20 protein-coding genes are annotated in these 22,002 nt (G+C 69.4%); 5 read left to right on the forward strand and 15 right to left on the reverse strand.

The window, feature by feature from the left end; translation table 11 throughout:
- Window positions 1-54 precede the first annotated feature (54 nt).
- Complete coding sequence (locus tag OSC27_RS10370; protein WP_267181385.1) at window positions 55-468, forward strand: SseB family protein; 414 nt, start codon at window positions 55-57, stop codon at window positions 466-468.
- A gap of 20 nt (window positions 469-488) precedes the next feature.
- On the opposite strand, the gene OSC27_RS10375 is transcribed toward OSC27_RS10370, so the two are convergent.
- The gene (locus tag OSC27_RS10375; RefSeq protein WP_267181386.1) at window positions 489-1,775 is read right to left on the reverse strand and encodes an ArsB/NhaD family transporter; all 1,287 of its coding nucleotides are present in this window, start codon (window positions 1,773-1,775) and stop codon (window positions 489-491) included.
- Between the two features lie 3 nt (window positions 1,776-1,778).
- Window positions 1,779-2,081 (reverse strand): hypothetical protein, encoded by a 303-nt coding sequence (locus tag OSC27_RS10380; protein ID WP_267181387.1) that lies wholly within the window; start codon window positions 2,079-2,081, stop codon window positions 1,779-1,781.
- 166 nt (window positions 2,082-2,247) lie between these two features.
- On the opposite strand from OSC27_RS10380, the gene OSC27_RS10385 reads away from it, so the two are divergent.
- The 3 genes from OSC27_RS10385 to OSC27_RS10395 all read left to right on the forward strand — a co-directional run bounded on the left by OSC27_RS10385 (window position 2,248) and on the right by OSC27_RS10395 (window position 4,718).
- Window positions 2,248-3,240 carry a sensor histidine kinase gene (locus OSC27_RS10385; RefSeq protein WP_267181388.1) on the forward strand — a complete coding sequence of 331 codons (993 nt, stop codon included), beginning with the start codon at window positions 2,248-2,250 and terminating at the stop codon, window positions 3,238-3,240.
- Window positions 3,240-3,893, forward strand: coding sequence for a response regulator (locus OSC27_RS10390; protein ID WP_267181389.1), 654 nt, complete (start codon window positions 3,240-3,242; stop codon window positions 3,891-3,893). Before OSC27_RS10385 ends, OSC27_RS10390 begins: the two co-directional genes overlap by 1 nt.
- A 123-nt stretch (window positions 3,894-4,016) precedes the next feature.
- Window positions 4,017-4,718 (forward strand): HAD hydrolase-like protein, encoded by a 702-nt coding sequence (locus OSC27_RS10395; protein ID WP_267181390.1) that lies wholly within the window; start codon window positions 4,017-4,019, stop codon window positions 4,716-4,718.
- Between the two features lie 45 nt (window positions 4,719-4,763).
- On the opposite strand, the gene OSC27_RS10400 is transcribed toward OSC27_RS10395, so the two are convergent.
- The 7 genes from OSC27_RS10400 to OSC27_RS10430 all read right to left on the reverse strand — a co-directional run bounded on the left by OSC27_RS10400 (window position 4,764) and on the right by OSC27_RS10430 (window position 11,315).
- Window positions 4,764-5,645, reverse strand: a complete 882-nt coding sequence (locus OSC27_RS10400) for a CPBP family intramembrane glutamic endopeptidase (RefSeq protein WP_267181391.1) — start codon at window positions 5,643-5,645, stop codon at window positions 4,764-4,766.
- A 124-nt stretch (window positions 5,646-5,769) separates the two neighbouring features.
- On the reverse strand, window positions 5,770-6,456 hold the full coding sequence (locus OSC27_RS10405) for a response regulator (RefSeq protein ID WP_267181392.1): 687 nt from the start codon (window positions 6,454-6,456) through the stop codon (window positions 5,770-5,772).
- On the reverse strand, window positions 6,449-7,630 hold the full coding sequence (locus OSC27_RS10410) for a sensor histidine kinase (protein ID WP_267181393.1): 1,182 nt from the start codon (window positions 7,628-7,630) through the stop codon (window positions 6,449-6,451). The genes OSC27_RS10405 and OSC27_RS10410 overlap by 8 nt, the downstream gene beginning before the upstream one ends.
- Window positions 7,631-7,680: 50 nt before the next feature.
- Entirely contained in the window at window positions 7,681-8,772 is a 1,092-nt protein-coding gene (locus OSC27_RS10415; RefSeq protein WP_267181394.1) for an NAD(P)/FAD-dependent oxidoreductase, read from the reverse strand.
- On the reverse strand, window positions 8,769-9,314 hold the full coding sequence (locus tag OSC27_RS10420) for an isoprenylcysteine carboxyl methyltransferase family protein (RefSeq protein ID WP_267181395.1): 546 nt from the start codon (window positions 9,312-9,314) through the stop codon (window positions 8,769-8,771). Before OSC27_RS10420 ends, OSC27_RS10415 begins: the two co-directional genes overlap by 4 nt.
- Window positions 9,311-10,411 (reverse strand): type III polyketide synthase, encoded by a 1,101-nt coding sequence (locus OSC27_RS10425; RefSeq protein WP_267181396.1) that lies wholly within the window; start codon window positions 10,409-10,411, stop codon window positions 9,311-9,313. Before OSC27_RS10425 ends, OSC27_RS10420 begins: the two co-directional genes overlap by 4 nt.
- Window positions 10,412-10,508: 97 nt before the next feature.
- Window positions 10,509-11,315 carry an ABC transporter ATP-binding protein gene (locus OSC27_RS10430; protein WP_267181397.1) on the reverse strand — a complete coding sequence of 269 codons (807 nt, stop codon included), beginning with the start codon at window positions 11,313-11,315 and terminating at the stop codon, window positions 10,509-10,511.
- Between the two features lie 30 nt (window positions 11,316-11,345).
- Here OSC27_RS10430 and OSC27_RS10435 point away from each other — a divergent pair, with 30 nt between their 5' ends.
- Complete coding sequence (locus OSC27_RS10435) at window positions 11,346-12,590, forward strand: aminotransferase class I/II-fold pyridoxal phosphate-dependent enzyme (protein WP_267181398.1); 1,245 nt, start codon at window positions 11,346-11,348, stop codon at window positions 12,588-12,590.
- A 7-nt stretch (window positions 12,591-12,597) separates the two neighbouring features.
- On the opposite strand, the gene OSC27_RS10440 is transcribed toward OSC27_RS10435, so the two are convergent.
- From OSC27_RS10440 to OSC27_RS10465, 6 genes are read right to left on the reverse strand one after another with little or no spacing between them, the layout of a single operon-like run.
- The gene (locus OSC27_RS10440) at window positions 12,598-14,352 is read right to left on the reverse strand and encodes a DUF5605 domain-containing protein (RefSeq protein WP_267181399.1); all 1,755 of its coding nucleotides are present in this window, start codon (window positions 14,350-14,352) and stop codon (window positions 12,598-12,600) included.
- 30 nt (window positions 14,353-14,382) lie between these two features.
- Window positions 14,383-16,155 carry a glycoside hydrolase family 3 protein gene (locus tag OSC27_RS10445; RefSeq protein ID WP_267181400.1) on the reverse strand — a complete coding sequence of 591 codons (1,773 nt, stop codon included), beginning with the start codon at window positions 16,153-16,155 and terminating at the stop codon, window positions 14,383-14,385.
- Complete coding sequence (locus tag OSC27_RS10450; protein ID WP_267181401.1) at window positions 16,152-18,278, reverse strand: beta-galactosidase; 2,127 nt, start codon at window positions 18,276-18,278, stop codon at window positions 16,152-16,154. The genes OSC27_RS10445 and OSC27_RS10450 overlap by 4 nt, the downstream gene beginning before the upstream one ends.
- Entirely contained in the window at window positions 18,279-19,157 is an 879-nt protein-coding gene (locus OSC27_RS10455) for an ATP-binding cassette domain-containing protein (protein WP_267181402.1), read from the reverse strand.
- Window positions 19,154-21,025: a dipeptide/oligopeptide/nickel ABC transporter permease/ATP-binding protein gene (locus OSC27_RS10460; protein WP_267181403.1), complete on the reverse strand. Its 1,872-nt coding sequence runs from the start codon at window positions 21,023-21,025 to the stop codon at window positions 19,154-19,156. Before OSC27_RS10460 ends, OSC27_RS10455 begins: the two co-directional genes overlap by 4 nt.
- A complete protein-coding gene (locus OSC27_RS10465) occupies window positions 21,022-21,963 on the reverse strand; it encodes an ABC transporter permease (RefSeq protein ID WP_267181404.1) in 942 nt (313 codons plus the stop codon). The genes OSC27_RS10460 and OSC27_RS10465 overlap by 4 nt, the downstream gene beginning before the upstream one ends.
- Window positions 21,964-22,002 lie beyond the last annotated feature (39 nt).

Here is a 22,002-nt window from a genome sequence, read left to right on the forward strand (position 1 = left end):
GCGACCGGCACAAGCGACAGGCGACAGGCACCGAAGCCAGGCACAGGAGACACCGTGAAGGCAACCCCGCGATTCCCCGCAAGCTACGTGAACACCGGCGTCGAGCGCGCTCTCGCCGCCCTGGCCGCCGCTCCGAGCGAGCAGACGCTGAGCGCCCTGCTGGATGCCGCCACGAAGGGCGGCCTCGTACTCGACATCACGGGCTCCAGCGCCGAGACCGGCACCCACGTTCGCACCGTCGCCTCGACCGACGGCAAGCAGGTGCTGCCCCTCTTCACCTCGATGAAGGAGCTGCAGCGGGCCGTCGCCGAGACCGCCGAGGAGGGCATGCAGGTGCAAGCCACCATCGTCCCCTCACGGCAGGCGCTCGAGCTGATCCGCACCGACGACGACTTCGTCGCGGTGCAGTTCAACCCCGGGCCGGACGCCCTGGTCGTCGCGCGCGCCCACGTGGAGGCCGCGCTGTAGGCGGGCCGCGCATCCGCTTTTCAGGTGAAGTAGCGCAGCCAGACGTAGACCCACGCGATGGCCATGCTCAGTATGGTGACGACGATTCCGTACTTGGTGAACTGCCAGAAGCTGATCGGATGCCCGGACTTGCCCGCGATGCCGATGGCGACCACGTTCGCGCTCGCTGCCACGGCGGTGCCGTTGCCGCCGAAGTCCGCGCCGAGGGCGAACGACCACCAGAGTGCCTCGCCCTGCTGAGCGTTCGGCACCTGTTCCACGAGACCCTCGACGATGGGCGCCATGGTGGCGACGTACGGGATGTTGTCGAAGAAGGCGCCGAGCACCCCCGAGCCGAACAGCAGAGCGGTCGCCGCGCCGAACACGTTGTCGCCGAATGCGGTGATGGTCCAGTCGCCGAGGGTGGCGATGACGCCCGTGTGGACGAGCCCGCCGACGACCACGAAGAGGCCCATGAAGAAGACGAGGGTGGTCCACTCGACCTCGCGCATGGTGACGCTCACCTCGGTGCGGGCGACCAGCAGCATGAGGCCAGCGCCCACGAGAGCGACGACCGCCGGTTCGACGTTCAGCACCGAGTGCAGGCCGAAGCCGACGATCACGCCGCCGAGAACGATCATGCAGCGCACGAGCAGGCGCGGGTTGGTGATGGCCTCGCGCTCGTTCAGCTTCATGACCTCGGCGACGTGTTGCGGGTGGTATTGGAACGACTTACGAAACAGCACGCGGGTGAGCAGTACGAACACGACGAAGGTGATCGCGACGATCGGCGTCATGTGGATGATGAAGTCGTTGAACGTGAGGCCGGCGCGGCTGCCGATGATGATGTTCGGCGGGTCGCCCACGAGGGTCGCGGCGCCACCGATGTTGGCCGCGAGAACCTCGGCGATCAGATAGGGCTGTGGCGGGATGCGCAGCTTGCTGCACACCACGATGGTGATGGGCGCCACCAGCATGATGCCGGTGACGTTGTCGAGAAACGGCGAGGCCAGGGCCGTGATGATCATGAGCATCACCATGAGCCGGTACGGCTTGCCGCGCGAGATCTTCGCCGCCCAGATGCCGAGGTAGTCGAAGGCGCCCGTCTGCTTGATGACACCGACGATGACCATCATTCCGAACAGCAGGAAGATGACGTCCCAGTCGATGCCGGTGTGCTGCGAATAGAAGACCCCGGAGCCGGGGATCAGGCCGAGTACGGCCATGCCGGCCGCGGCGATGAGCACGACCTTGACCTTGTCGGCCTTCTCGGTGGCGATGAAGAAGAATGCGACGAGGAAGATGGCGAGGGCGATGACGCCGTTCACGATCTAGGTGCCCTCGGCGATCTCGGCGAGGCGGCGCTCCAGCTCGGCCATGCGGTCGGGCAGCGGAGCGGTGTGCAGGAGGTTGGCGAGCTGGTCGGCCTCGTCGCTCTCGAGGGTGATGGTCACGGCGGGCTTGTTCGAGCCGCCCCTCTCACCCGGCGGCGCACCTTCGGGGGCGTCCGGCTCGTAGACGAACAGCCGGCGGCGGCCCGAGTACTCCACGAGCACCCTGAAGTGCTGCCCCTCGCGGCTGATGCAGTGGAAGATCGTTCCCGCTCCTGGGGCGGTCGTTCGCGTCACGTTCATGTGGCGTTCCTCTGTTCTGGCTCGTGATTCCAGCTTCGCGCGGAAGGCAGCTATGGCACCATCGGCTGCAGCACCCATCCTCAGCGCGGCGTCACCCACTCACTCCTCACCGGTGTGGGTGGTGACCCCGATGGACTTTGCCCCGCCGGCCCGTGATGCTGGTGTCATGGGCATGGAATGGGTTCGTCGAGGCAGCCCCGTGAACTCGCTCTTCTGGCGCCTCTTCCTGATCAACGGCTTGCTGTTCGTCGTGGGCACGCTCGTGCTCGCCGTCTCACCGGCCACCATCTCGTCGCCGCCACTGCTGACGGAGATCCCGATTCTCGTCGTGGGCCTCGCGCTCATCCTGACCGCGAACGCCATGCTTGTGCGGGCCAGCCTCTCGCGGCTCGACGCCCTCGCCTCGGTCATGCGGCGCATCGACGTTCTGTGGACCGGTGACCGCGTGGCCACAGACGGCAACCACAGCGTGGCCGAGCTCATTCAGGCCTTCAACGGCATGCTCGATCGTCTCGAGAGCGAACAGACGACCAACAGTGCTCGGGCCCTTGCAGCCCAGGAGGCGGAACGGCAGCGCATCGCCCGCGAGCTGCACGACGAGATCGGCCAGAGCCTCACGGTGGCGCTGCTCGGCCTGAAGCGGGTGGTCGACCGCGCTCCCGATGACCTGCGCGAAGACGCACTGATCGCGCAGGACGCGGTGCGAACGAGCATCGACGACGTGCGCCAGGTGGCCCACCGGCTTCGCCCCGGCGTGCTCACCGACCTCGGGCTGCAGAGCGCTCTCGCCTCGCTGAGCACCGAGTTCTCCCAGTCGAGCGGGGTTGCGGTCACCCGCGACATCGACGCGGACCTGCCCGAGCTCACGAGCGACGTCGAGCTCGTGCTGTATCGCGTGGCGCAGGAATGCCTCACGAACGTGGCGCGCCACGCGCACGCCGCGACCGTCGAGCTGACGCTGGCGCGAACGCCGACCGGCCTGCGACTGCATGTTGTCGACGACGGCGTGGGCGGCAGCATCCGTGAAGGGGCAGGCATTCGAGGGATGCGCGAGCGCGCCTCGCTCGTCGGTGCTCGCCTGCGCATCGCGCCCTCGGCCTCCGGCGGGACCGACGTGTGCCTGCTGGTGCCGGTGCAGGCGGGACGGAGCGACACCTGATGACCGAGACGCGCACGCGCATTCTGCTCGCAGACGACCACGCCCTGGTGCGCCGCGGCCTGCGACTCATTCTCGACGCGGAGCCCGACCTGGTGGTGGTCTCGGAGGCCTCGGACGGCGCCGAGGCGGTGACGGCGGCCGCGGCGGGTGTCGACCTCGCCATTCTCGACATCGCCATGCCGCGCATGACCGGCATTCAGGCGGCGCGCGAGATCTCGCGCGAGTCCACCGGCGTGCGCATCCTGATGCTGTCGATGTATGACAACGAGCAGTACTTCTTCGAGTCGCTGCGGTCGGGCGCGTGCGGCTACGTGCTGAAGTCGGTGGCCGACCGCGACCTCATCGAGGCGTGCCGGGCGGCGATGCGGGGCGAGTCGTTCCTCTACCCGGGGGCGGTCACGGCGCTGATCCGCGACTACCTGGAACGCGACCGGCAGGGCGACGGCATGCCGAGCAGCATCCTGACACCGCGTGAGGAACAGATCACGAAGCTCATCGCCGAAGGCGGTTCGGCAAAGGAGATCGCCCAGACGCTGTCGATCAGTGTGAAGACGGTCGACCGCCATCGGGCCAATATTCTGCAGAAGCTCGGGATGCGCGACCGCCTCGAGCTCACACGGTTCGCCATTCGCACGGGGCTCGTCGAGCCGTGACCCGAACCGGCACCGGACTCTCGGGCCGGATCCCTGAGGCCTCTCCTGGGGCCACTCCCGAGGCCACTCCCCGATGTCGCTGAACAGACGGTTCACGGCGAGGTTCCCTAAGATGGCTTGGTTATGACTTCCCCCACACTCTCCCCGACGCCGACCGATGCGCTCACCCGCACCTGGACGTGCGTCCTTTTCGACCTCGACGGCACGCTCACCGACTCGGCGCCCGGCATCACCGCCTCACTCGCCGAGACGTTCCGCCGCCTCGGACGCGCGGTGCCAAGCGACGATGAGCTGCTTGGCTACGTCGGCCCACCACTGCTCGAGTCGTTCCGGGTGTTCGCGGGCATGAACCCCGAGCAGGTTCTCGAGGCTGCCGAGCTCTACCGCACGGTGTCGAGCGAGTCTGGCAGCGACCTCAACAACAACGCGGTGTTCCCCGGCATGAAGGGCCTGCTGGTGCGCCTGCAGGCGGCCGGCGTGCCGCTCGCGATCGCCACGAGCAAGCCGGAGTGGCGCGCCCGCGAGATTCTCGAGCACTTCGGGCTCGCCGAATACTTCACCGTCATTACCGGCGCGAGCGTCGACGAGGTGCGCAGCGCCAAGGCCGACGTGGTGGCCGAGGCGATCCGCCGGCTGGCCGAGCAGGGCATCGATCTGGAGCAGGCCGTCATGGTCGGCGACCGCGCGCACGACGTGCTCGGCGCAGGCGAGCATGGCATCCCGACCATCCTCGTCGAGTGGGGCTACGGCTCGCCCGCCGAGGCCGCGGGTGCCATCGCGATCGTGCACTCGGTCGACCAGCTCAGCACGCTGCTGCTCGGGTAGCGCCCGCAGTTTCGAGAACCGAAGCCGCGGGCACTGCGCTGCCCTTCAGGCGCGGCGGCGCGCAGCGATGAGCATCGGCACGGCGATCGCGATGCCGACCAGCACGGGAACAATGGACGCCTCGAGGCCGAACGTTCCGCCGCTGAGGATCGCCGGCCCGTGCGCCGTGGTGACGAAGAGGCCGGGGTCGCGATGGCCCGAGACCGCGATGCCGAGCAGGCCCTCGAGAATGTTCCACGCCGCGTGCAGCCCGATGACGAGCCAGAGGTTGCGCTTCCAGAGGAACGCGGCGCCGGTGAGCAGACCGGCCTCGACGGCGATCGCGAATCCGCTCCACAGGGTGGCGCCCGGGTTGAGCAGGTGCGCTCCCCCGAAAAACGCGGCCGTGATCGCGACGGCGAGCACCTGGCCGAGCCGCCGCCCGCCGCCGAGGCGCTCGATCGCCTGCAATGCCAGCCCGCGGAACACCAGCTCTTCGACCACGGCGGCGCCGATGTTCACCGCCACGACAAGCGCGACCGTTCGCGCCGCATCGACGGGATGCCACGCCACCGTGTAGCCGCCGAGCAGGGCCACGAGGGCGACCGAGACCACGACGAATCCGGCGCCGATCGCCGCTCCGAGAAGGGCTCCGCGGGCGGCGGGGCGGGGTTCGAGCGTGAGTTCCGGCGTCGGCCGCCCGGCAAGCCGGCGCATCACGAGTCGGTAGAGGACGATCGCGAGAGCCCCGCCGAGCAGGGCGCCGAGAATCGTGCCGAGCCAGCCGAACAGCGAGCCGACGCCCGTGCAGACAGCGTCGACCGCAACGATGGCCACGATGCCGATGAGCATCCATACGAGCGGATGCGCCAGAACCCTCCGCAGCCGAGCCGAGCGCGCCGGCGGCGTGCCGGGCAGATCAGAAGCGATGTCTTCTCGCGTGTTCACCAGGGTGTCCTCCTCGTGGCCCGGATGGTTCCCGGCCTCGACACGAGCGTATGAACGGCCGGTACCCGGCCGGGTCCCCCAAAGGATGACGAAGGGGCGGGCCGCGACCGTCACTCGAAGCCCGTCACTCGTCCGCGAGCCCCGCTCGATACGCGAGCACGACCGCCTGCACCCGGTCCCGCAACCCGAGCTTCGCTAGCAGCCGAGACACGTAGGTCTTCACGGTCTCCCTGGTGACCACGAGCACACCCGCGATCTCGGCATTCGACATGCCACGTGCCAGCAGCCGCAGCACCTCGAGCTCGCGCGGGGTCAACCTCTCGAGTGCCTCGGCCGGCTCGGCGCGGGGCCGCACGCGCTCGGCGTGCGCGCCGATCAGCGCCCGAGTGACGGCGGGGTCGAGCATCGCATCGCCTCGCGCGACCACTCGCACCGCGGCGACGAGATCCTGCGGGGGCGCATCCTTGAGTAGAAATCCGCTGGCACCAGCGCGCAGCGCTTCGTACACGTAGGCGTCGAGGTTGAACGTCGTGACGACGAGAACGCGCGGCGGGTGCGGGCCGGCGGCCACGATCTGCTGCGTCGCTCCGATGCCGTCAAGGCCCGGCATCCGAATGTCCATAACAATGACATGCGGATGCTCGGCCGCCGCGATCGCGACGGCCTCGTTCCCGCTCGCGCCCGTCGCCACCACCTCGATATCGGGGCGCGACGCGAGGGCCCTGGTGAACGCCTCCCTGATCGAGGGCTGGTCGTCGACCACCGCGACGCGGATCGTTTGTCCGGATTCCTCTGCGACGTCGTCACGCATCGGGTGCCTCCTCCGCGTCCCGCGTGCCAACGGGGATCGGCAGGCACGCGGTCGCCCGATACGTCCCGTCCGCCGTGGGCCCGGCGTCGAAGGTGCCGCCCGCCTCCGAGACGCGCTCGCTCATGATCGACAGCCCGCGCCCGCCGACCGCACTTCCGAGCGCGTCGCCAGGCACCGCGTTCTGCACGCTGAGCTCCACCGCCGCGCCGCCCTCCACGGCCCGCAACACGAGCCGCACCGGCATCCCCGGCGCGTGCTTCATCGCATTCGTCACGGCCTCGCGCGCGACGTCGTGCAGAACAGCCGCCGACGCCGCATCGGCGTCAGCGAGCGCGGCACCCTCCACGGTGATCGGGTAGCCAGTCGCCGCAAGCCGGGCAACGAGGCCGGCTACGCTCGCCGCTTCCCGAGGTTCGCCGCCGAGGTGGGCGGGATCGAGCGCGTCGAGCAACGCACGCAGGTCCTGCAGCGCGGCCCGCCCCGAGACGCCGATGCTGGCGAGCGCGGCAGACCGCTCGTCCGCGGCCAGGTTCTCAGTTGCGAACACGGTGGACTCGGCCTGCACCACCATCGCCGTCACGTGGTGTGTGACGACATCGTGCAAGTCACGAACGATCGCCGTGCGAGCGTCCGCCACCGCCTGCCGGGCGAGCAGCCGCTCGTGCTCCTCCTGCCGGTCGCGCTGGGTGCGCACGGCGGCCCCCGCGCACCAGGGCGCCGCGAGCACCACCCAGAAAGTCACCCAGTCGAGAGGCCGCTCCGGCGACCCGGCCGCGACGAGCCCGAGCGCGAGCAGCGCGTACGCGACGGTTCCGACGGCGACGCTCTGCCACCGCATGCGCCGCTGATGGCGCCCGCACGAGTACAGCGCCACGAGCACCCCGAGCCCGGCAAGGCCGGTGTCCGCGCCGAGCAGCTGCGCGGCGGCGAACCCGGCGCCGATGATCACCAGCGCGACCGCCGGCGCCCTCCGGCGCAGCAGCAGCGGAACGGTCTGGGCCAGCGACAGCGCCACCACCGCCCATCCCGACGCGTGCCCCTTCAGCCCTCCGAGCTCGAGCGCCGGAACGCCGAGCGGCACGAGCGCCAGCACGGTCACGACGAGGGCGACCGCTGCGTCTTCGACGGCTGGGCGTACCCGAGCGCCGTGTTCTCGCAGAATCGCCGCCACCACCCCGCCCGTCGCTCGTTTCGTTCACCCTATCGAGGCGAACAGCGTCGGGCTCAGCGCGCGAGCCGCTCCACAATGGCACCGAAGAGCCGCGGATGCCGCGCAGCCACCGGAACAATGCGTGAGCGCGCGGGCGAGCGCGCCGCCGCCACCAGCCCCGCCGTCAGCCGGCGCATCTGCCGGGTCCCGGCCGACCACGCGGCCTCGTACGACCGCGGCTCGCCTCGTGCGATGGCGGCGATGGCGGCATCCGCCTGCGCGAAGCCGATGCGCAGGCCCTCGCCGGTGAGCGCGTCGACGTAGTCGGCGGCGTCGCCCGCGAGCAGAACGCGGCCCGCCACGCGCGCACGCGAACGCTGCCGAAGCGGGCCGGCACCGCGCACCTCGCCAGCTGGGCGAGCGCCCTGCAGCTGGTCGGCGAGCAGCGGGAAGGCGGCGACCCTGTCCTCGAAGTCGCCACCGCCCTCGAGACGGCCGCCGCGCTCAAGACGACCGCCCAGCAGGGCGACCCCCACGAGCCCGGCCCCGACCGGCGTCACGTACGCCTCGGCGTGCGGCGCCCAGTGCACCTCGACCAGGTCGCTCCACGGCGTCACCTCGTAGTGCCGGCGCAGGCCGAAACGCCGCGCGCCGACCGGCTGCCCTCGCCCCTCCAGCCCCGCCAACCGCCGCACGCGCGAGTGCAACCCGTCGCAGGCCACCAGCCAGTCCGCGCGTAGCCTGCCGCCGTCGGCCAGCAGAATCGTGACCCCACCGGCATCCTGCTCGAGGCCCTCGAGACGGCCCTCAACGAGGTCGGCGCCGAGACCTGCCGCCCGCTCGGCGAGCGCCGCCTGCAACACGGGCCGACGGATGCCGCGGCCAAGCCCCGCCGCGAATCGATGCTCAACGCGCGTCCGGCCATCGAGGTAGCCGATGCCGACAATATCGTGCCCCTCGAGGGCGGGCGCGCCGGGCCCGGGCACGCCAAGAGCCGTCAGCGCCGCGAGCGCCCCGGGCAGCAATCCTTCGCCACACGCCTTGTCGATGGGCGTCGTGCGGGGCTCCACCACGATCACGTCGAGGCCGCGCGCCCTCGCCCGGATCGCGGTGGCGAGACCGACGGGACCGCCGCCGACGACGATGACGTCGGCATCCGCTCTCACGTCGCCTCGGACCTCTCGCTCCGCGCGGGCAACGAGGCCAGCGCCCGGGCCTCGCACGGAATGCGCACGGCCGCCAGCAGCACCGCGTTCAGCACCGTGAACACGAGAGCCGTCACCCAGGCTGTGTGCACGAGCGGCAGCGCGAACCCCTCGACGACGACCGCCACATAGTTCGGATGCCGCAGCCAGCCCCACCGGTACGGCCCCCGCCGCACGAGCGGCAGCCCGGGCACGACGATCACGCGGGTGTTCCAGCGCGGCCCGAGCACCCCGATGCACCACCAGCGCAGCGCCTGCGAGGCCAGCACGAGCGCGAGCATGGGCCAGCCGAGCCACGGCAGGAACGGGCGGTGGGCGAACCACGCCTCCGCGAGGGCGGCGACAAGCAGGGCAGTGTGCAGCGCGACCATGGGTGGAAAGTGGCCGCGGCCGTACTCGACACCACCACGGGCAAACGACCACCGGGCGTTCCTGGCAGAGACCACAAGCTCGGCAATGCGCTCGGCGCCGGTCGCGAGGATCAGGGCGAGGAAGGCGATCACGCGGCGCGCCACTTCAGCAGCACGAGCTCGGCGCTCACGCCGGGGCCGAGCGCGAAGAGCAACCCGATGACCGCGCCGGCGGGCGCGGCATCCGTCTGCGGGTGTGTCGTGCTCACCTCGGCCATCACGTCGGCGAGCGAGTGCAGCACCGCCGCAGACGAGAGGTTGCCCGCCCGCTTCAGCACCGCCCAGCCCGACGCGAGCGCCGAGTCAGGCACCTCGAGCGCGCGGGCGAACGCCTCGAGAACCTTGGGGCCACCGGGATGCGCGATCCACTGCCCGACGTCGGCCACCGTCAGCCCGTGCTCGCTCAGCAGCCCGAGCGCGTCTGCCCGGAAGTTGTGGTCGATGACGGCCGGAACCCCCGCGCCGAGCACGATGCGGAAGCCCGTGCCGCCGATGTCCCAGCCGAGCACGCCCTCGCTGTCGGGGTAGAGCCGGCTGCGGGTGTCGACGATGTCGGGGCCGGCCAGGCCGAGTCGCGCCGCACGGTCGTCGCCCACGAGCACGGCCGCCGCCGCGCCGTCGCCGAAGAGTCCGCTCGCCACGATGTTGGCCATGGAATCGTCGTCGCGCTGCACCGTGAGCGAGCAGAGCTCGAGCGCGACGAGCACGCCCACCTCGCCCGGGTGGCCCTCGAGGTAGTCGTGCACCCGTGCGAGCCCGGCGGCCCCGGCGACGCAGCCGAGGCCGAACGACGGCAGCCGCTTCACGTCGCTGCGCATGCCGACACGGCGCACGAGCTCGGCGTCGATCGAGGGCGCCGAGACGCCCGTCACGGTGGTGAAGAGGAAGAAGTCGACCTCGGCGGCGTCGAGGGCCGCCGCGGCGAGCGCGTCACTCAGCGCCCGTTCGGCGAGATCGGTGCCCGCCGAGATGAACAGGTCGTTGGTCTGGTCGAACGATCCGAGGTCCCGGTAGTAGTCGAGCGGGGCGACGAGGTGGCGGGTGTCCACGCGGCTGGCCGCGTGCATCCGTCTCATCAGGGCCTGGCGGCTGGGATCATCGGTGATGAGGGTTGCGAGCGTCTCGGTGATCTGCTCCTGGCGGTACACGTGCGGCGGCAACGCCGGAGCGACCGCCACGATTCGGGACACGTGCGCACCGTATCATTGCGGCCCGTGCGCCGCCCGCGTCACCGCTCGGGTCACCGCTCACGTCACCGCCCGCGTTACCGCCCGCGTCCTGCCCGCGTCACCGCTCGGGGCGGCGGGTGCGCACCGCCCAGCGCCCTTCGGTTCGGCTGATCGAGACCGGGTAGTCGAGCGTCTCGCTCACGAGGGTGCTCGTGAGAACCGCGTCCGCGGGCCCCTGGGCGACGACGCGGCCCTCGCGCAGCAGCATGGCGTGCGTCGTCGACGTGGGCAGCTCTTCGAGGTGGTGGGTGACGAGAACGCTGGAGAGGTCAGGATGCTGCCTCCGCAACCCGTCGATTCGGTCGAGCAGGTGCTCCCTGGCGGCGATGTCGAGGCCCGTGCTCGGCTCGTCGAGCAGCAGCAGGTGCGGGTCGGGCATGAGCGCGCGGGCGATCAGAGTGCGACCGCGTTCACCCTGGGAGAGGGTGTGCCATGCGGCATCCGCTCTGCTTCTCATGCCGAGCAGGTCGACGAGTTCGGCGGCGCGCGCGGCCTCGGCGGCGCTCGGCTGCCAGCGCAGCATGGTGTCGCTCGTGCCGGTCGCGCCCGTGAGCACGACCTCGCGCACCGTGAGCGTCGGCCGGGCCTGATGGCGCGGGTCGACGTGGCCGATGAAGCCGCGCAGCTCGCGCAGGTCGACGCGGCCGAGGCGCCTGCCGAGCACCTCGACGGTGCCGCGCGTGGGGTGGGCGAGGGCGCCGCACATGCTCAGCAGTGTCGACTTTCCCGCGCCGTTCGCGCCGATGAGCGCCCAGTGCTCGCCCGCGTGCACGGTGAGCGAGACGGCGTCGAGAATCGCGCGGCCCTGGCGCATGAAGTCGACGGCGTCGACGGCGAGAACGGGGGCCTGCTGCGATTCACTCACGCCGCTATTCTGCCGGGTAGCATCAAAACCATGGCTGACCTGAGTGCACTCCGCGCCGAGTACGAGGCGTTGACGGCGCGCGGGCTCTCCCTCGACCTCACGCGCGGCAAGCCCTCGCCCGAGCAGCTGGATCTCTCGAACGCCCTGCTCGAGCTGCCCGGCGCGGGCGACTATCGCGACGCATCCGGCACAGACCTGCGCAACTACGGCGGCACGCAGGGGCTGGTCGAGCTGCGGCAGCTGTTCTCCGACGTGCTGCGCGTGCCGGTGCCGCAGCTGCTCGCGCTCGGCAACGCGAGCCTCAACATCATGTACGACGTCGTCGCGCACGCGATGCTGCATGGCGTACCCGACGGCGACGGCCCGTGGGCCGGCGGCGCATCCATCAGCTTTCTGTGCCCGGTGCCCGGCTACGACCGGCACTTCACGGTGTGCGAGGCACTCGGCATTCGCATGATCCCGGTGCCCATGACCGACGAGGGGCCCGACACCGCGGTCGCCGCCGCCATGGTCGCCGCGGATTCCTCGATCAAGGGCATGTGGTGCGTGCCCGTGCACTCGAACCCGACCGGCGCCATCTACAGCGAGCGCGTCGTGCGCGAGCTCGTCTCCATGCCCGCCGCCACGGACTTCCGGCTCATGTGGGACAACGCGTACGCCGTGCATCACCTCACCGACGACGTGCCCGAGCCGATCGACGTGCTGTCGCTTGCGGCAGAGGCGGGCAACCCGAACCGCCCGCTCGTCTTCGCCTCCACCTCGAAGATCACGTTCCCCGGTGCCGGCGTCGCGTTCGTCGGAGGCTCGCCCGAGAACATCGCCTGGCTGCTCGAGCGGATGAGCGCGCAGACCATCGGCCCAGACAAGATCAACCAGCTTCGCCACGTGCGGATGCTCGTGGATTCCGCCGGCGTCGAGCGCCACATGCTCGAGCATCGCCGCATCCTCCGGCCCCGCTTCGACGCGGTCGACGAGATCTTCACCGCCCGCTTCGGCACCGACGGCCCCGAGACGTGGACGAAGCCGAAGGGCGGGTACTTCGTGAGCCTCATGGTGCAGAGCGGATGCGCCCGGCGGGCCATCGACCTGGCCAGGCAGGCCGGCATCGCGGTGACGCCTGCCGGCTCGACGTATCCGTACCACGACGACCCGGCCGACGCGAACATCCGCATCGCGCCGACGTTCCCGCCGCTCGACGATCTGCGCGCCGCCCTCGACGGCCTGTGCACGTGCGTGCTACTGGCGGAGGCCGAGGCCGAGCACCAGGCCGGATGAGCAGGATTCAGCAGGCCACGAGCCGTACCGCCATGTACTGGCGGGCCGGCAGCGGCACCCGGAACGAACCCTCGAAGGTTCCCGGCAGCGTCTCGATGGTCATGTTCCAGGTGTCGATCACGTCGACCCGGTAGCGGATGCCACGCTTCGCCACGACGTCACGGTAGCTCGGCCTGTTGAAGCCGAAGTACACGATCCTGTATTCATCGCCTGCGCCGCCCCACGGCGCGTCCCAGTCGCCGCGCAGGGGGTTGAGCACGCCGTTCGGGGCTTCCGCCGTGAGCTGCGCCAGGAAACGGATGCGCGCCGGCGACTCCCCGACCAGCTCCCCGCCCTTCGACCACCACAGTTCTTCGCGGTCGTTCAGGTAGGTCTCGCCATGGCCGACGTAGCCTCCGCGCACGGCGCCCTCCCAGAACCGGCGGGTCATCTCCTCACCGGTGATGTTGCCCCAGCCCTGGTCGATGTCGCCCTCGTAGGCGCACTCGTCGATCACGACGGGCTTGCCCCATTGCTCGCGCCAGGCGTCGGTGTTCTCGGCCGTGCGGTACACGTCGACGCGCTGCACGCTGCAGTGCGTGATCCATGGCCGGCTGTAGTCGTAGAACCCGAAACAGTTGTGGATCGAGGTCAGGTGACCGACGGGATCATTGTGCTGGATGATGCCGGCGAAGCGTTCCCAGTCATCGGTGGTCTTCGAACGCAGCAGGTCGTACTCGTTCGCCAGGGACCACCACACCGACCGATAGGCCGACAGCCGGCGCACCACGTACTGAACGTACCGGTCGTCGGCGGCGGCGCCCATGTCTGAGAAGCCCCAGCGGTCGTATGCATGGAACAGGATGAGGTCGGTCTCGATCCCGCGCGCGGCCAGGTCCTGGATGCGCCGCTCCAGTTGGCGAAAGAAGGCCGGGTTGAAGCGGGTGAAGTCCCAGTCGCCGAGTGGTTCTCCTTCGAAGGGGTACAGCTCGGGCTCGTTGGCGTTGAAGAGGTATGCCTTGGGGAAGACGCACATGCGCATCTTCGTGAAGCCGGCGGTGTCGAGCGTGCGCAGGGTCTTCTCCTGCAACTCCTGTGGCTGGTGCGTCCACGCGTATGCGGTGGTGCCGATCGGCAGATAGCGCGCTCCGTCTTCATACGCGAAGTGGAATACATCGGCAACGCGCACCGGCCCGTGATTTCCGGGGCCCGCATCGACGGCCTCGAACTGGCCGGAAATGCCGTCGAGCGAGCGAGCCGTTGAGGCCGTCACGAACCGCCATGGGCCCGCATGCGGCGGCATGAACCTCAGCAGGTATCGACCGTCGCCGTCGTAGAAGCCGCCGACCTCGATCGTCGCCTCGCCGGAGCGGAACGTCCCTGTCAATTCCACGTCCACGAACGGATTGCCGTGCCGAGGGCCGTCGAGCACGATCTCCGCGACTCCCCACCGCTCGGCGGTGTGCGGCACTCTGACGCGAGCGCTTCCGCGGGCGACCGTGTCAGGCTCGTACCCGAGGTTCGGTTGAATCGGCTCTGGCTCGACGACGGGCGCCGGCTCACCGGCATCCACGTCTGCCAGCTGCCGCCAGAGTGCCTCAAGTTCGTCATCCGCGAGCGCCGCCACGAATGGCAGGGCCACCGCCTCGTCAAGGGTCAGCGAACGCAGCTGTATGAAGAGGGGCGAGTTGATCACCCCGGGGAGGGCACGCTGCACGATGGCTCGTGCCTGGGCGTTGCCGACTGCGTCGCCAAGCCGTGACGCGCCCGTGAATCCGGCCATGAACGTGATTCCCTCTCGTCGGTTCTCTCGTTAGTGCGGGTAGTCGAGGCCGTGGCCGAAGTCGAAGAGCGGGTCGGCGAGGCGATGCGGCGTGTCCGTCTCGCCTCCGACGACGTCGTCCATGCTGCGCGGCAGCTGGAACGGAAGCCTGCCCTCGGGTCGCGCACGGCCGAAGAGCACGTCGAGCACCGCCTCGTCACAGGAGCCGTATTCCCCGACAACCGCCGCGGCATGTTCGACGATCTCGGGAATCACCGCCGGTCGCTCGAGGCCCACGACCACCACGGTCGGTGTTGCCGTCAGCCGGGTGACAATGCTCGCGAGTTCATCGGCGGGGAAGTCGAGCCGCCCCGAGTGGAAGAAGTTCTCGAACACCGTCGGCCGCGGCTCCCACGGTGTCGACACCCGCATGATCGCGACATCGGCCTGGCTGGCATCCGTGACGACCGTGGCGTAGTTCGCGAGCAACTCGTTGTCCACGCTGTCGCTGAACACGCGCAGCCTGGCGGGCAGGGGGAGCGTAGGCGTCGTGCTCTCGGGGCGATCCGCGTTGGTCAGCAGGGTCAGCGAGCGCCGCTGCGCGTCGAGCCCCGCCTCGGCATTCTCGCGACGGCGCGCCTCACTGAGCGCGAACGCCGCGCCCGTGCCCTCGCTCTCGGCGGGGCCGTCGAAGAGTCCCAGCCTGAACTTCTCTTCAAGGATGCGCCGGGCCGACTCGTCGAGACGGCTCTCGCTGATGCGGCCCTCCGCCACGAGCTGCACGATCAGCTCGGTGCAGGAGTCCCCGCCGAACTGGTCGACACCCGCGTTCAACGCCTTCTCGACACGGGAGGCGCGGTCGAGGTGCTCGACGCCCCACGCGCGCGCGACGTGCAGGTCACCCATGATCTCCGCATCCTCGATCACGCCCCAGTCGGTGGAGATCAGCCCCTCGAACCCGAGTTCGTCGCGCAGCAGGTCGGTCAGAATCTGGCGGTTGAACGCGAAGCCGACCTCCTCGATCGCCTCTCCGTTTCGCGCGAGCCCGACCGGGCGCCCGTAATACGCCATGGTCTGGCGCGCGCCCGCCGCGAACAGCGGGGGGAACACTGACAGGTGCTCGTCGAAGTGGCCGCCGGGGTAGACCTGGTCCTTGCCGTGCGGGAAGTGCGGGTCCTCGCCGTCCTTCTGCGGGCCGCCCCCGGGAAAGTGCTTGACCATGGCGGTCACGCGCGGCGCATCCGCATCGACCTGCAGCCCCTCGATGAACTCGGTCACGAGCTCGACCGTCAGCGCGGCATCCCCGCCCCAGGTTCCGTTGATGCGCGACCAGCGCGGCTCAGTCGCAACGTCGACCTGCGGGCCAAGCAGTAGACGGATGCCGGCGGCGGCGAACTCCTCCGACACGGCCTCGCCGAAGCGTCGGGCCGCCGCCTTCTCGCGCATCGCCGCGATGCCGATGGGCTCAGGCCACTGCGAGAACCCGTTCGCCGAGTGGGAGGCGCCCGCGCGTTCCGTGGCCGCACTGCGCGGATCGCTCGAGAGCGTGATCGGGATACGAAGCCGGGTCGTCTCGGCGAGCGCCGCGAGCGCCCTCGCGAAGCGCGCGATGGCCTGCGCCGACGCCGGACCGGCCACGTTGAGATGCGTGATGTGGCGCTTCACCACGAGATCATGCACGGGCCCCGGCAGCAACGGGTCACCGTCACGCTCGGGCAGTTCCCTCTCGTCGAGCCACGCCATGGAGTGGAAGAAGAGCCCCGCCTTCTCCTCGATGGTCATCTGCGAGAGCAGCTCCGAGATGCGATTGTCAACGGAAATCATGCGGCCTCTTTCGGTCGGCTGGGCGAATTCAAACGCAGCACGCGAACGTCCCACGGACCGAGAGCGATCGGGTCTTCGGCGGCGATCTCGGAGCCGCCGATCAGATCGGTGAGGTCGGCGGGCGCCGTGACGGTCTGCGGCTGCCACGACCAGTTGTGCACGATCGCCACGCGCGCACCGGCCTGGTCGGTTCGCGTGGCAACTGTGACGGAATCGGGCAGCGACGGCCACGCCGCCAGCGGGGCGGGAACGAGCCACGAGGCGAGCGAGTGCGCGAGTGCCTGGTTGGGCACCGTGCCCACCGTGGTCACGCGCCCGGCGCCGTGGCCGGCACTCGTCACGGCGGCCCAGCGCCCGAAATGCGGATGCGCATAGCTCACCAGCGCCTCGGCTCCCGAGAGCGTCAGCCCGTCCACCCAGTCGGTGGCGGCCGCGCCGGCGCGCAACTCGATGCCCGAGGACGCGACGCTGATCGGCTCGCTGAGGTTGGCGAACTCGTCGTACCAGACGCCGGCGGCGTCGCTCAGGAGCGCTGGCTGCACCTCGGTGCGCGCGCGGCCCTCGCGGTCGGCGTACCCGGTGCGCGGCCCGAGCACCAGGTGCCCGCCCGCGTCTGCGTAGGCCTCAAGCCACTCGAGGTCACCGTCGGCGGCGGTGAAGAAGGCGGGAACCAGCAGGACGGGGTGGGCTGCCGCGTATGCGGCAGCATCCGTCATCGCTCCTCGTGACGCAAACAACTGCTGGGGCCGCACCACATTGACCTGGAGCCCGGCATCGAACGCTCCCCGGTAGAAGGCCGAGAGGATGCGACGGTACGAATCCGCATCCAAGTACTGGCCCGGTGCCGAGAACGGCGGCTGCGACGACAGCGCGAATTTGCTGTCGGAGTCGTACAGGATCACGATGTCGCTGTCCGGGGTGCCTTCGGCGACCGCGGTACCCGCGGCCTCGAACTCTGCTCCGAGCCGCGCCAGTTCGCGGTAGACACGCCCCGGCCGCTGGCTGTGCGGCAGCACGCCTCCCCAGTAGGTCTCCGCGCCGAAGTGCAGGGTGTGCCAGTGCCAGTACTCGATCATGTTCGCGCCGCGAGCGACGAGTGCCCATGCCGCCTGGCGCCACTGCCCGTCGTGTGGCGAGTAGTTCAGCGAGGAAAGCCCGATGGATCCGGCGTTGGTCTCGGTGACGAGGAACGGCGCCTGCTTCGACGAGTACATGAGGTCTGCGAGCAGGTGCAGCGCCCACGTGCCCTTCACGATCCACCCGGCCGAGCGCGGATCCTCGCTCGGGTGCGTGAGGGAGTCCTGCATCTCGTAGTAAGCGTTTCCCGCTGCGACGTCGAGCGCACCGCCGAGATCCACGTCTTCGACGCCCGGCTGGTCGTACGAGATGCACGTGGTGACGAAGTGCTGCGGATGCGCCAGCTCCCGCACGATGCCGGCCTGCCACGCGATGTACTCGGTCACGAGGCCGGCTTGGTAGCGCCGCCACGCCAGGTCGTACTGGGGCTGGAAGTTGCGATCCGGCACCCACAGGTCCGCCCACGTCGAGAGCCGGTGCGACCAGTAGACGAGTCCCCACTCGCGGTTGAGCGTCTCGACGTCGCCGTAGCTCTGCCGCAGGTGGTCGACGAACCCCTCGAAGATGCCGCGGTTGTAGAGCAGTTGCAGACCGGGCTCGTTGTCCACCTGATAACCGATGATTGCGGGATGATCGCGATAGCGGCCGACGATCTTCCTGATCACACGTTCTGCGTGGAAGCGGAACGCGGGAGAGGTGAAGTCCATCTCCTGGCGGCCGCCCCAGGTCATCGGCTTGCCCGTGGCGGTCTCACCGGCGATCTCCGGATGCTTCCGTGCGAGCCACATCGGCATCGCGTACGTGGGCGTTCCGAGAATCACGCCGATGCCGCGCGCGTGGGCGCCATCGAGCACGGGCTCGAGCCAGTCGAGGTCGAAGACCCCATCCTCCGGCTCCCAGGTCGACCACACCGACTCGCCGACGCGTATCGCGGTGAAACCGGCCTGCTTCATGAGGTCGAGGTCCTCATCGAGCCGCGGAGTCGGCTGGTACTCGTGGTAGTAGGCGGCCCCGAAGCGGATGCCGGGGCTGTTCGATTCCGCCATTCAGGCCACCGCCCCGGACTGCACGCGTTGCTCCTGCTGCGCGGCGAGCAGCCGCTCGCGATCCGCGCGGCGCTGCTCCTGCGCGTCGGGGTCGGCCACGGGCGCGGCAAGGAACAACCGCTGAGTGTATGGATGCTCGGGGTGCGCCGTGACCTGCTCGCCGTCGCCCCACTCCACGATCTCGCCGTGGTACATGACTGCAACACGATGGGAGAGGTGGCGCACGACGGCGAGATCGTGCGAGACGAAGAGGTAGGCGACGCCCGTGTTCTCCTGAATGTCGCGAAACAGCTCGAGCACGTGCGCCTGCGTCGAGAGGTCGAGTGCGGAGACAGGCTCGTCGCACACGATCAGCCGCGGATCGAGCGCGAGCGCGCGGGCGATGGCGATGCGCTGCCTCTGGCCGCCGGAGAACTCGCGAGGCAGCCTGTCGCCGCTGGAGGAGGGCATGCCCACCTGATCGAGAAGATCACGGACGCGCCGGTTCGCATCACGGCGCGACATGCGCCGCACGGTGAGCGGCTCGGCGAGGATGTCCTCGATGGTGAGCGACGGGTTCAGCGACGTGTACGGATCCTGGAAAACGACCTGGATCTCGCTCGACAGGCGCCGTCGTGCGCGCCGGGAGTCGTGCGCGATATCACGCCCCTTGTACAGAATGCTTCCACCGGTCACCGGCGCAAGACCGAGGACCGCGCGGCCCAGCGTCGTCTTGCCTGAGCCGGACTCGCCCACGAGTCCCACGGTCTCCCCCGGTCGGATGTCCAGGCTCACGCCCTTCAGCGCGCGGAACGGCTGGGCACGGAAGCCCTTGACCGGGTACTCGACCGTGACATTCTGCACGTCGAGGAGGGTCTCGGTCAGAGAAGATTCGGTCATTTCAGTGCCCCCTCGCTGACGTTTCCGGCCGCAGGCGACGCTGCGGCGGCATCCGTCGTCTGGCTCGTGACGCCGCTCGCCAGCGGCCCGCGCGCCGGACCCTCGTCGAGAATCGCGCCGAGCAACGCCTTGGTGTACTCATGCCGCGGTTGCCGGAAGATTGCGCGCACCGGGCCGGTCTCCACGATGCGGCCGTTGCGCATGACCGAGACCCTGTCGCAGATGTCGGCGACGACGCCGAAGTTGTGCGTAACGAGAATCATGCCCATGTTCATCTCGGCCTGCAGCCCGCGCAGCAGGTCGAGCACCTCGGCCTGCACGGTGACGTCGAGCGCGGTGGTCGGCTCGTCGGCGATCAGCAGGTCCGGGTCGCATGAGACCGCGCCAGCGATGAGCACGCGCTGGGCCATGCCGCCGGAGACCTCATGGGGGTACGCCGCGAACGTGCGCTTGGGCTCGGGAATGCCGACTCTCGCCAGCAGCGCCAGTGCGCGCTCGGTTGCCTCCTTCTTCGACAGTCCCAGGGAAACGCGCATCGGCTCCACCAACTGGCTGCCGATCGTGAACGAGGCGTCGAGGTTCGACATCGGCTCCTGCGGAATGTACGCGATCTTCTTACCGCGGATTCGCTGCATCGCCTTCTCGGAGACGCCGGCGAGGTCCTCTCCCTCGAAGACGATGGAGCCGTTCGTCACGCGCCCGCCGTCTGGCAGCAGCCGCAGGATCGACCATGCCGTCTGGGTCTTGCCCGAGCCGGACTCGCCGACGAGACCATGCACCTCGCCGCGTTGCACGGTGAGCGACACGTCGGAGACGACCGTGGAGACGCTGCCGTCAGGTTTGTCGTAGCCGACGGCGAGGTCGGTGACGCGAAGCAGTTCCTCACCCGTGATCTCGCGGGAGCGCTCGTCGTCGTCATGGCGCTCAACCGGCTCATGCTCGAACGCCGCCGCCCGTGACGCGGCACGACGACGTCGCCGCGACGGCTTCGTGCTGCTGCGCTCCAGCTCATCGCGCATGGCGTTGGCGAACAGCGTCAGGCAGACGCACGTGATGCCGATCATGGCGCTCGGCCAGAGCAGCAGAAGCGGTGCCCTGTACATGCTCACGAACCCGTCGTTGAGCATGGATCCCCACGTGGGGATCGTCATGTCGCCCAACCCCAGAAACTCAAGGCCGGCTTGGATGGCGATCGCGATTCCCATGACCATGGCGCCCTGAATGATGGCCGGCGCGCGCACGACCGTCAGAATATGGCGAGCAATGATACGAGAATCACCGAGACCTGAGACGCGAGCTGCGTCCACGTACAACTCGCTGCGTACTGCGGTCACCGAGGCGTAGACGAGACGGAAGAACGCCGGTGACATGATCACGCCGAAGATCGCCATGGACATCCACATCGACGGGCCGAGAACCGAGCTTGCCGCCAGCAGCACAACGATGCCCGGCAGGGCCATAAGCAGACCGGTGAGCCACTGCGAGAGTGAGTCGAACCACTTGCCGTAGTAGCCGGCGATAAGGCCGCCCGTTACGCCGATGACGGCCGAGATCGCGAGCGCCAGTGCGGCTCCGGCGAGGCTGAAGCGCGAACCGAACAGCAGTCGGGCGAGCTCGTCACGCCCCGAGCTGTCAGCACCAAGCGGATGCGCGCCGCTGATCGGGTCAAGCACATCGTGCAGCGACGCGGTGTTCGGGTCGTGGCTTGTCAGCAGCGGTGCGAACACGGCGCTCAGCACCACGAGCGCAAGAAGCACGATGGCCACGAGCCCCGTGGGATTCGTGAGCATTCGCTTCGAGAGCGAGGCATGGGAGGCGCTGCGTTGCGACGCCTCGGCGAGTGATTCCGTTGCCTGGGAGTCGATCATGAGAGGCGCACTTTCGGATTCAGCCAGCCCTGGAGCAGGTCAATGACCAGGTTGACGATGACAACGATGATGGCCGTCGCGAGCACGAGGCCCATGACGAGCGGAATGTCACCCTGCGATGTCGCGGTGACGGCCACCTGCCCGAGACCGGGGATAGCGAAGATCTGCTCGACGATGACGGCGCCGCCGAGAAGTCCCACGAACTGCAGAGAGAGCACCGCGAGCGCCGGGCCTCCCGCGTTGCGCAGCACATGCTTGAAGACCACGCGGTTCTGCGAGAGCCCGCGGCTGCGCAGCGTGCGGACGTAATCCTGTCGCAGCGCATCGATGACAGAGCCACGCACCTGCTGGGCGACGCCGGCGATTCCGCCGACCGCCAGAGCGATCACCGGCAGGGTGACCGTCGCCAGCCAGCCGGGGAACGAGTCTGTGAGGTTGACATACCCGGTGGGTTTGAACCACCTCAGGTTGAGCGCGAAGACGATCACCAGGCCAAGCGCGATGAGGAAGCCGGGGACCGCGAAGCCGAGCACGGAGATGAACTGGACGACGCGGTCGACCCACCCGCGCCGCACGGCTGCCCACACGCCTAGAGCGATCGAGATGACGGCGGTCAGCAGCGTCGCCCCGAGCACGAGCGAGAGAGTGACCGCGACCCGGCTGGTGATCGCGATTGTGACGGGCTGGCCCGTGAACCACGATTCGCCGAGGTTGCCGCTCAGAGCGTGGCTGAGCCAGTCGGAGTACTGCACGAACAGGGGCCGGTCGAGCCCGAGCACATGCGCCTTGTCGGCGACGGTCTGCGCGGTCGCGGTCTGGCCGAGAATGCGTCGGGCGATATCCCCGCCGCCGAGGTAGAGCAGCACGTACGAGATCGTGGAGATGAGGAACAGCAGTACCGCACCCGAGATCAGCCGCCGCACGATGAATTTGATCACGGTGGTCCTTAGGGAGAAGGTGCGGACCGGGGCGCACGG

It is taken from the genome of Microbacterium sp. STN6, assembly GCF_026410545.1.
Lineage (GTDB): Bacteria > Actinomycetota > Actinomycetes > Actinomycetales > Microbacteriaceae > Root112D2.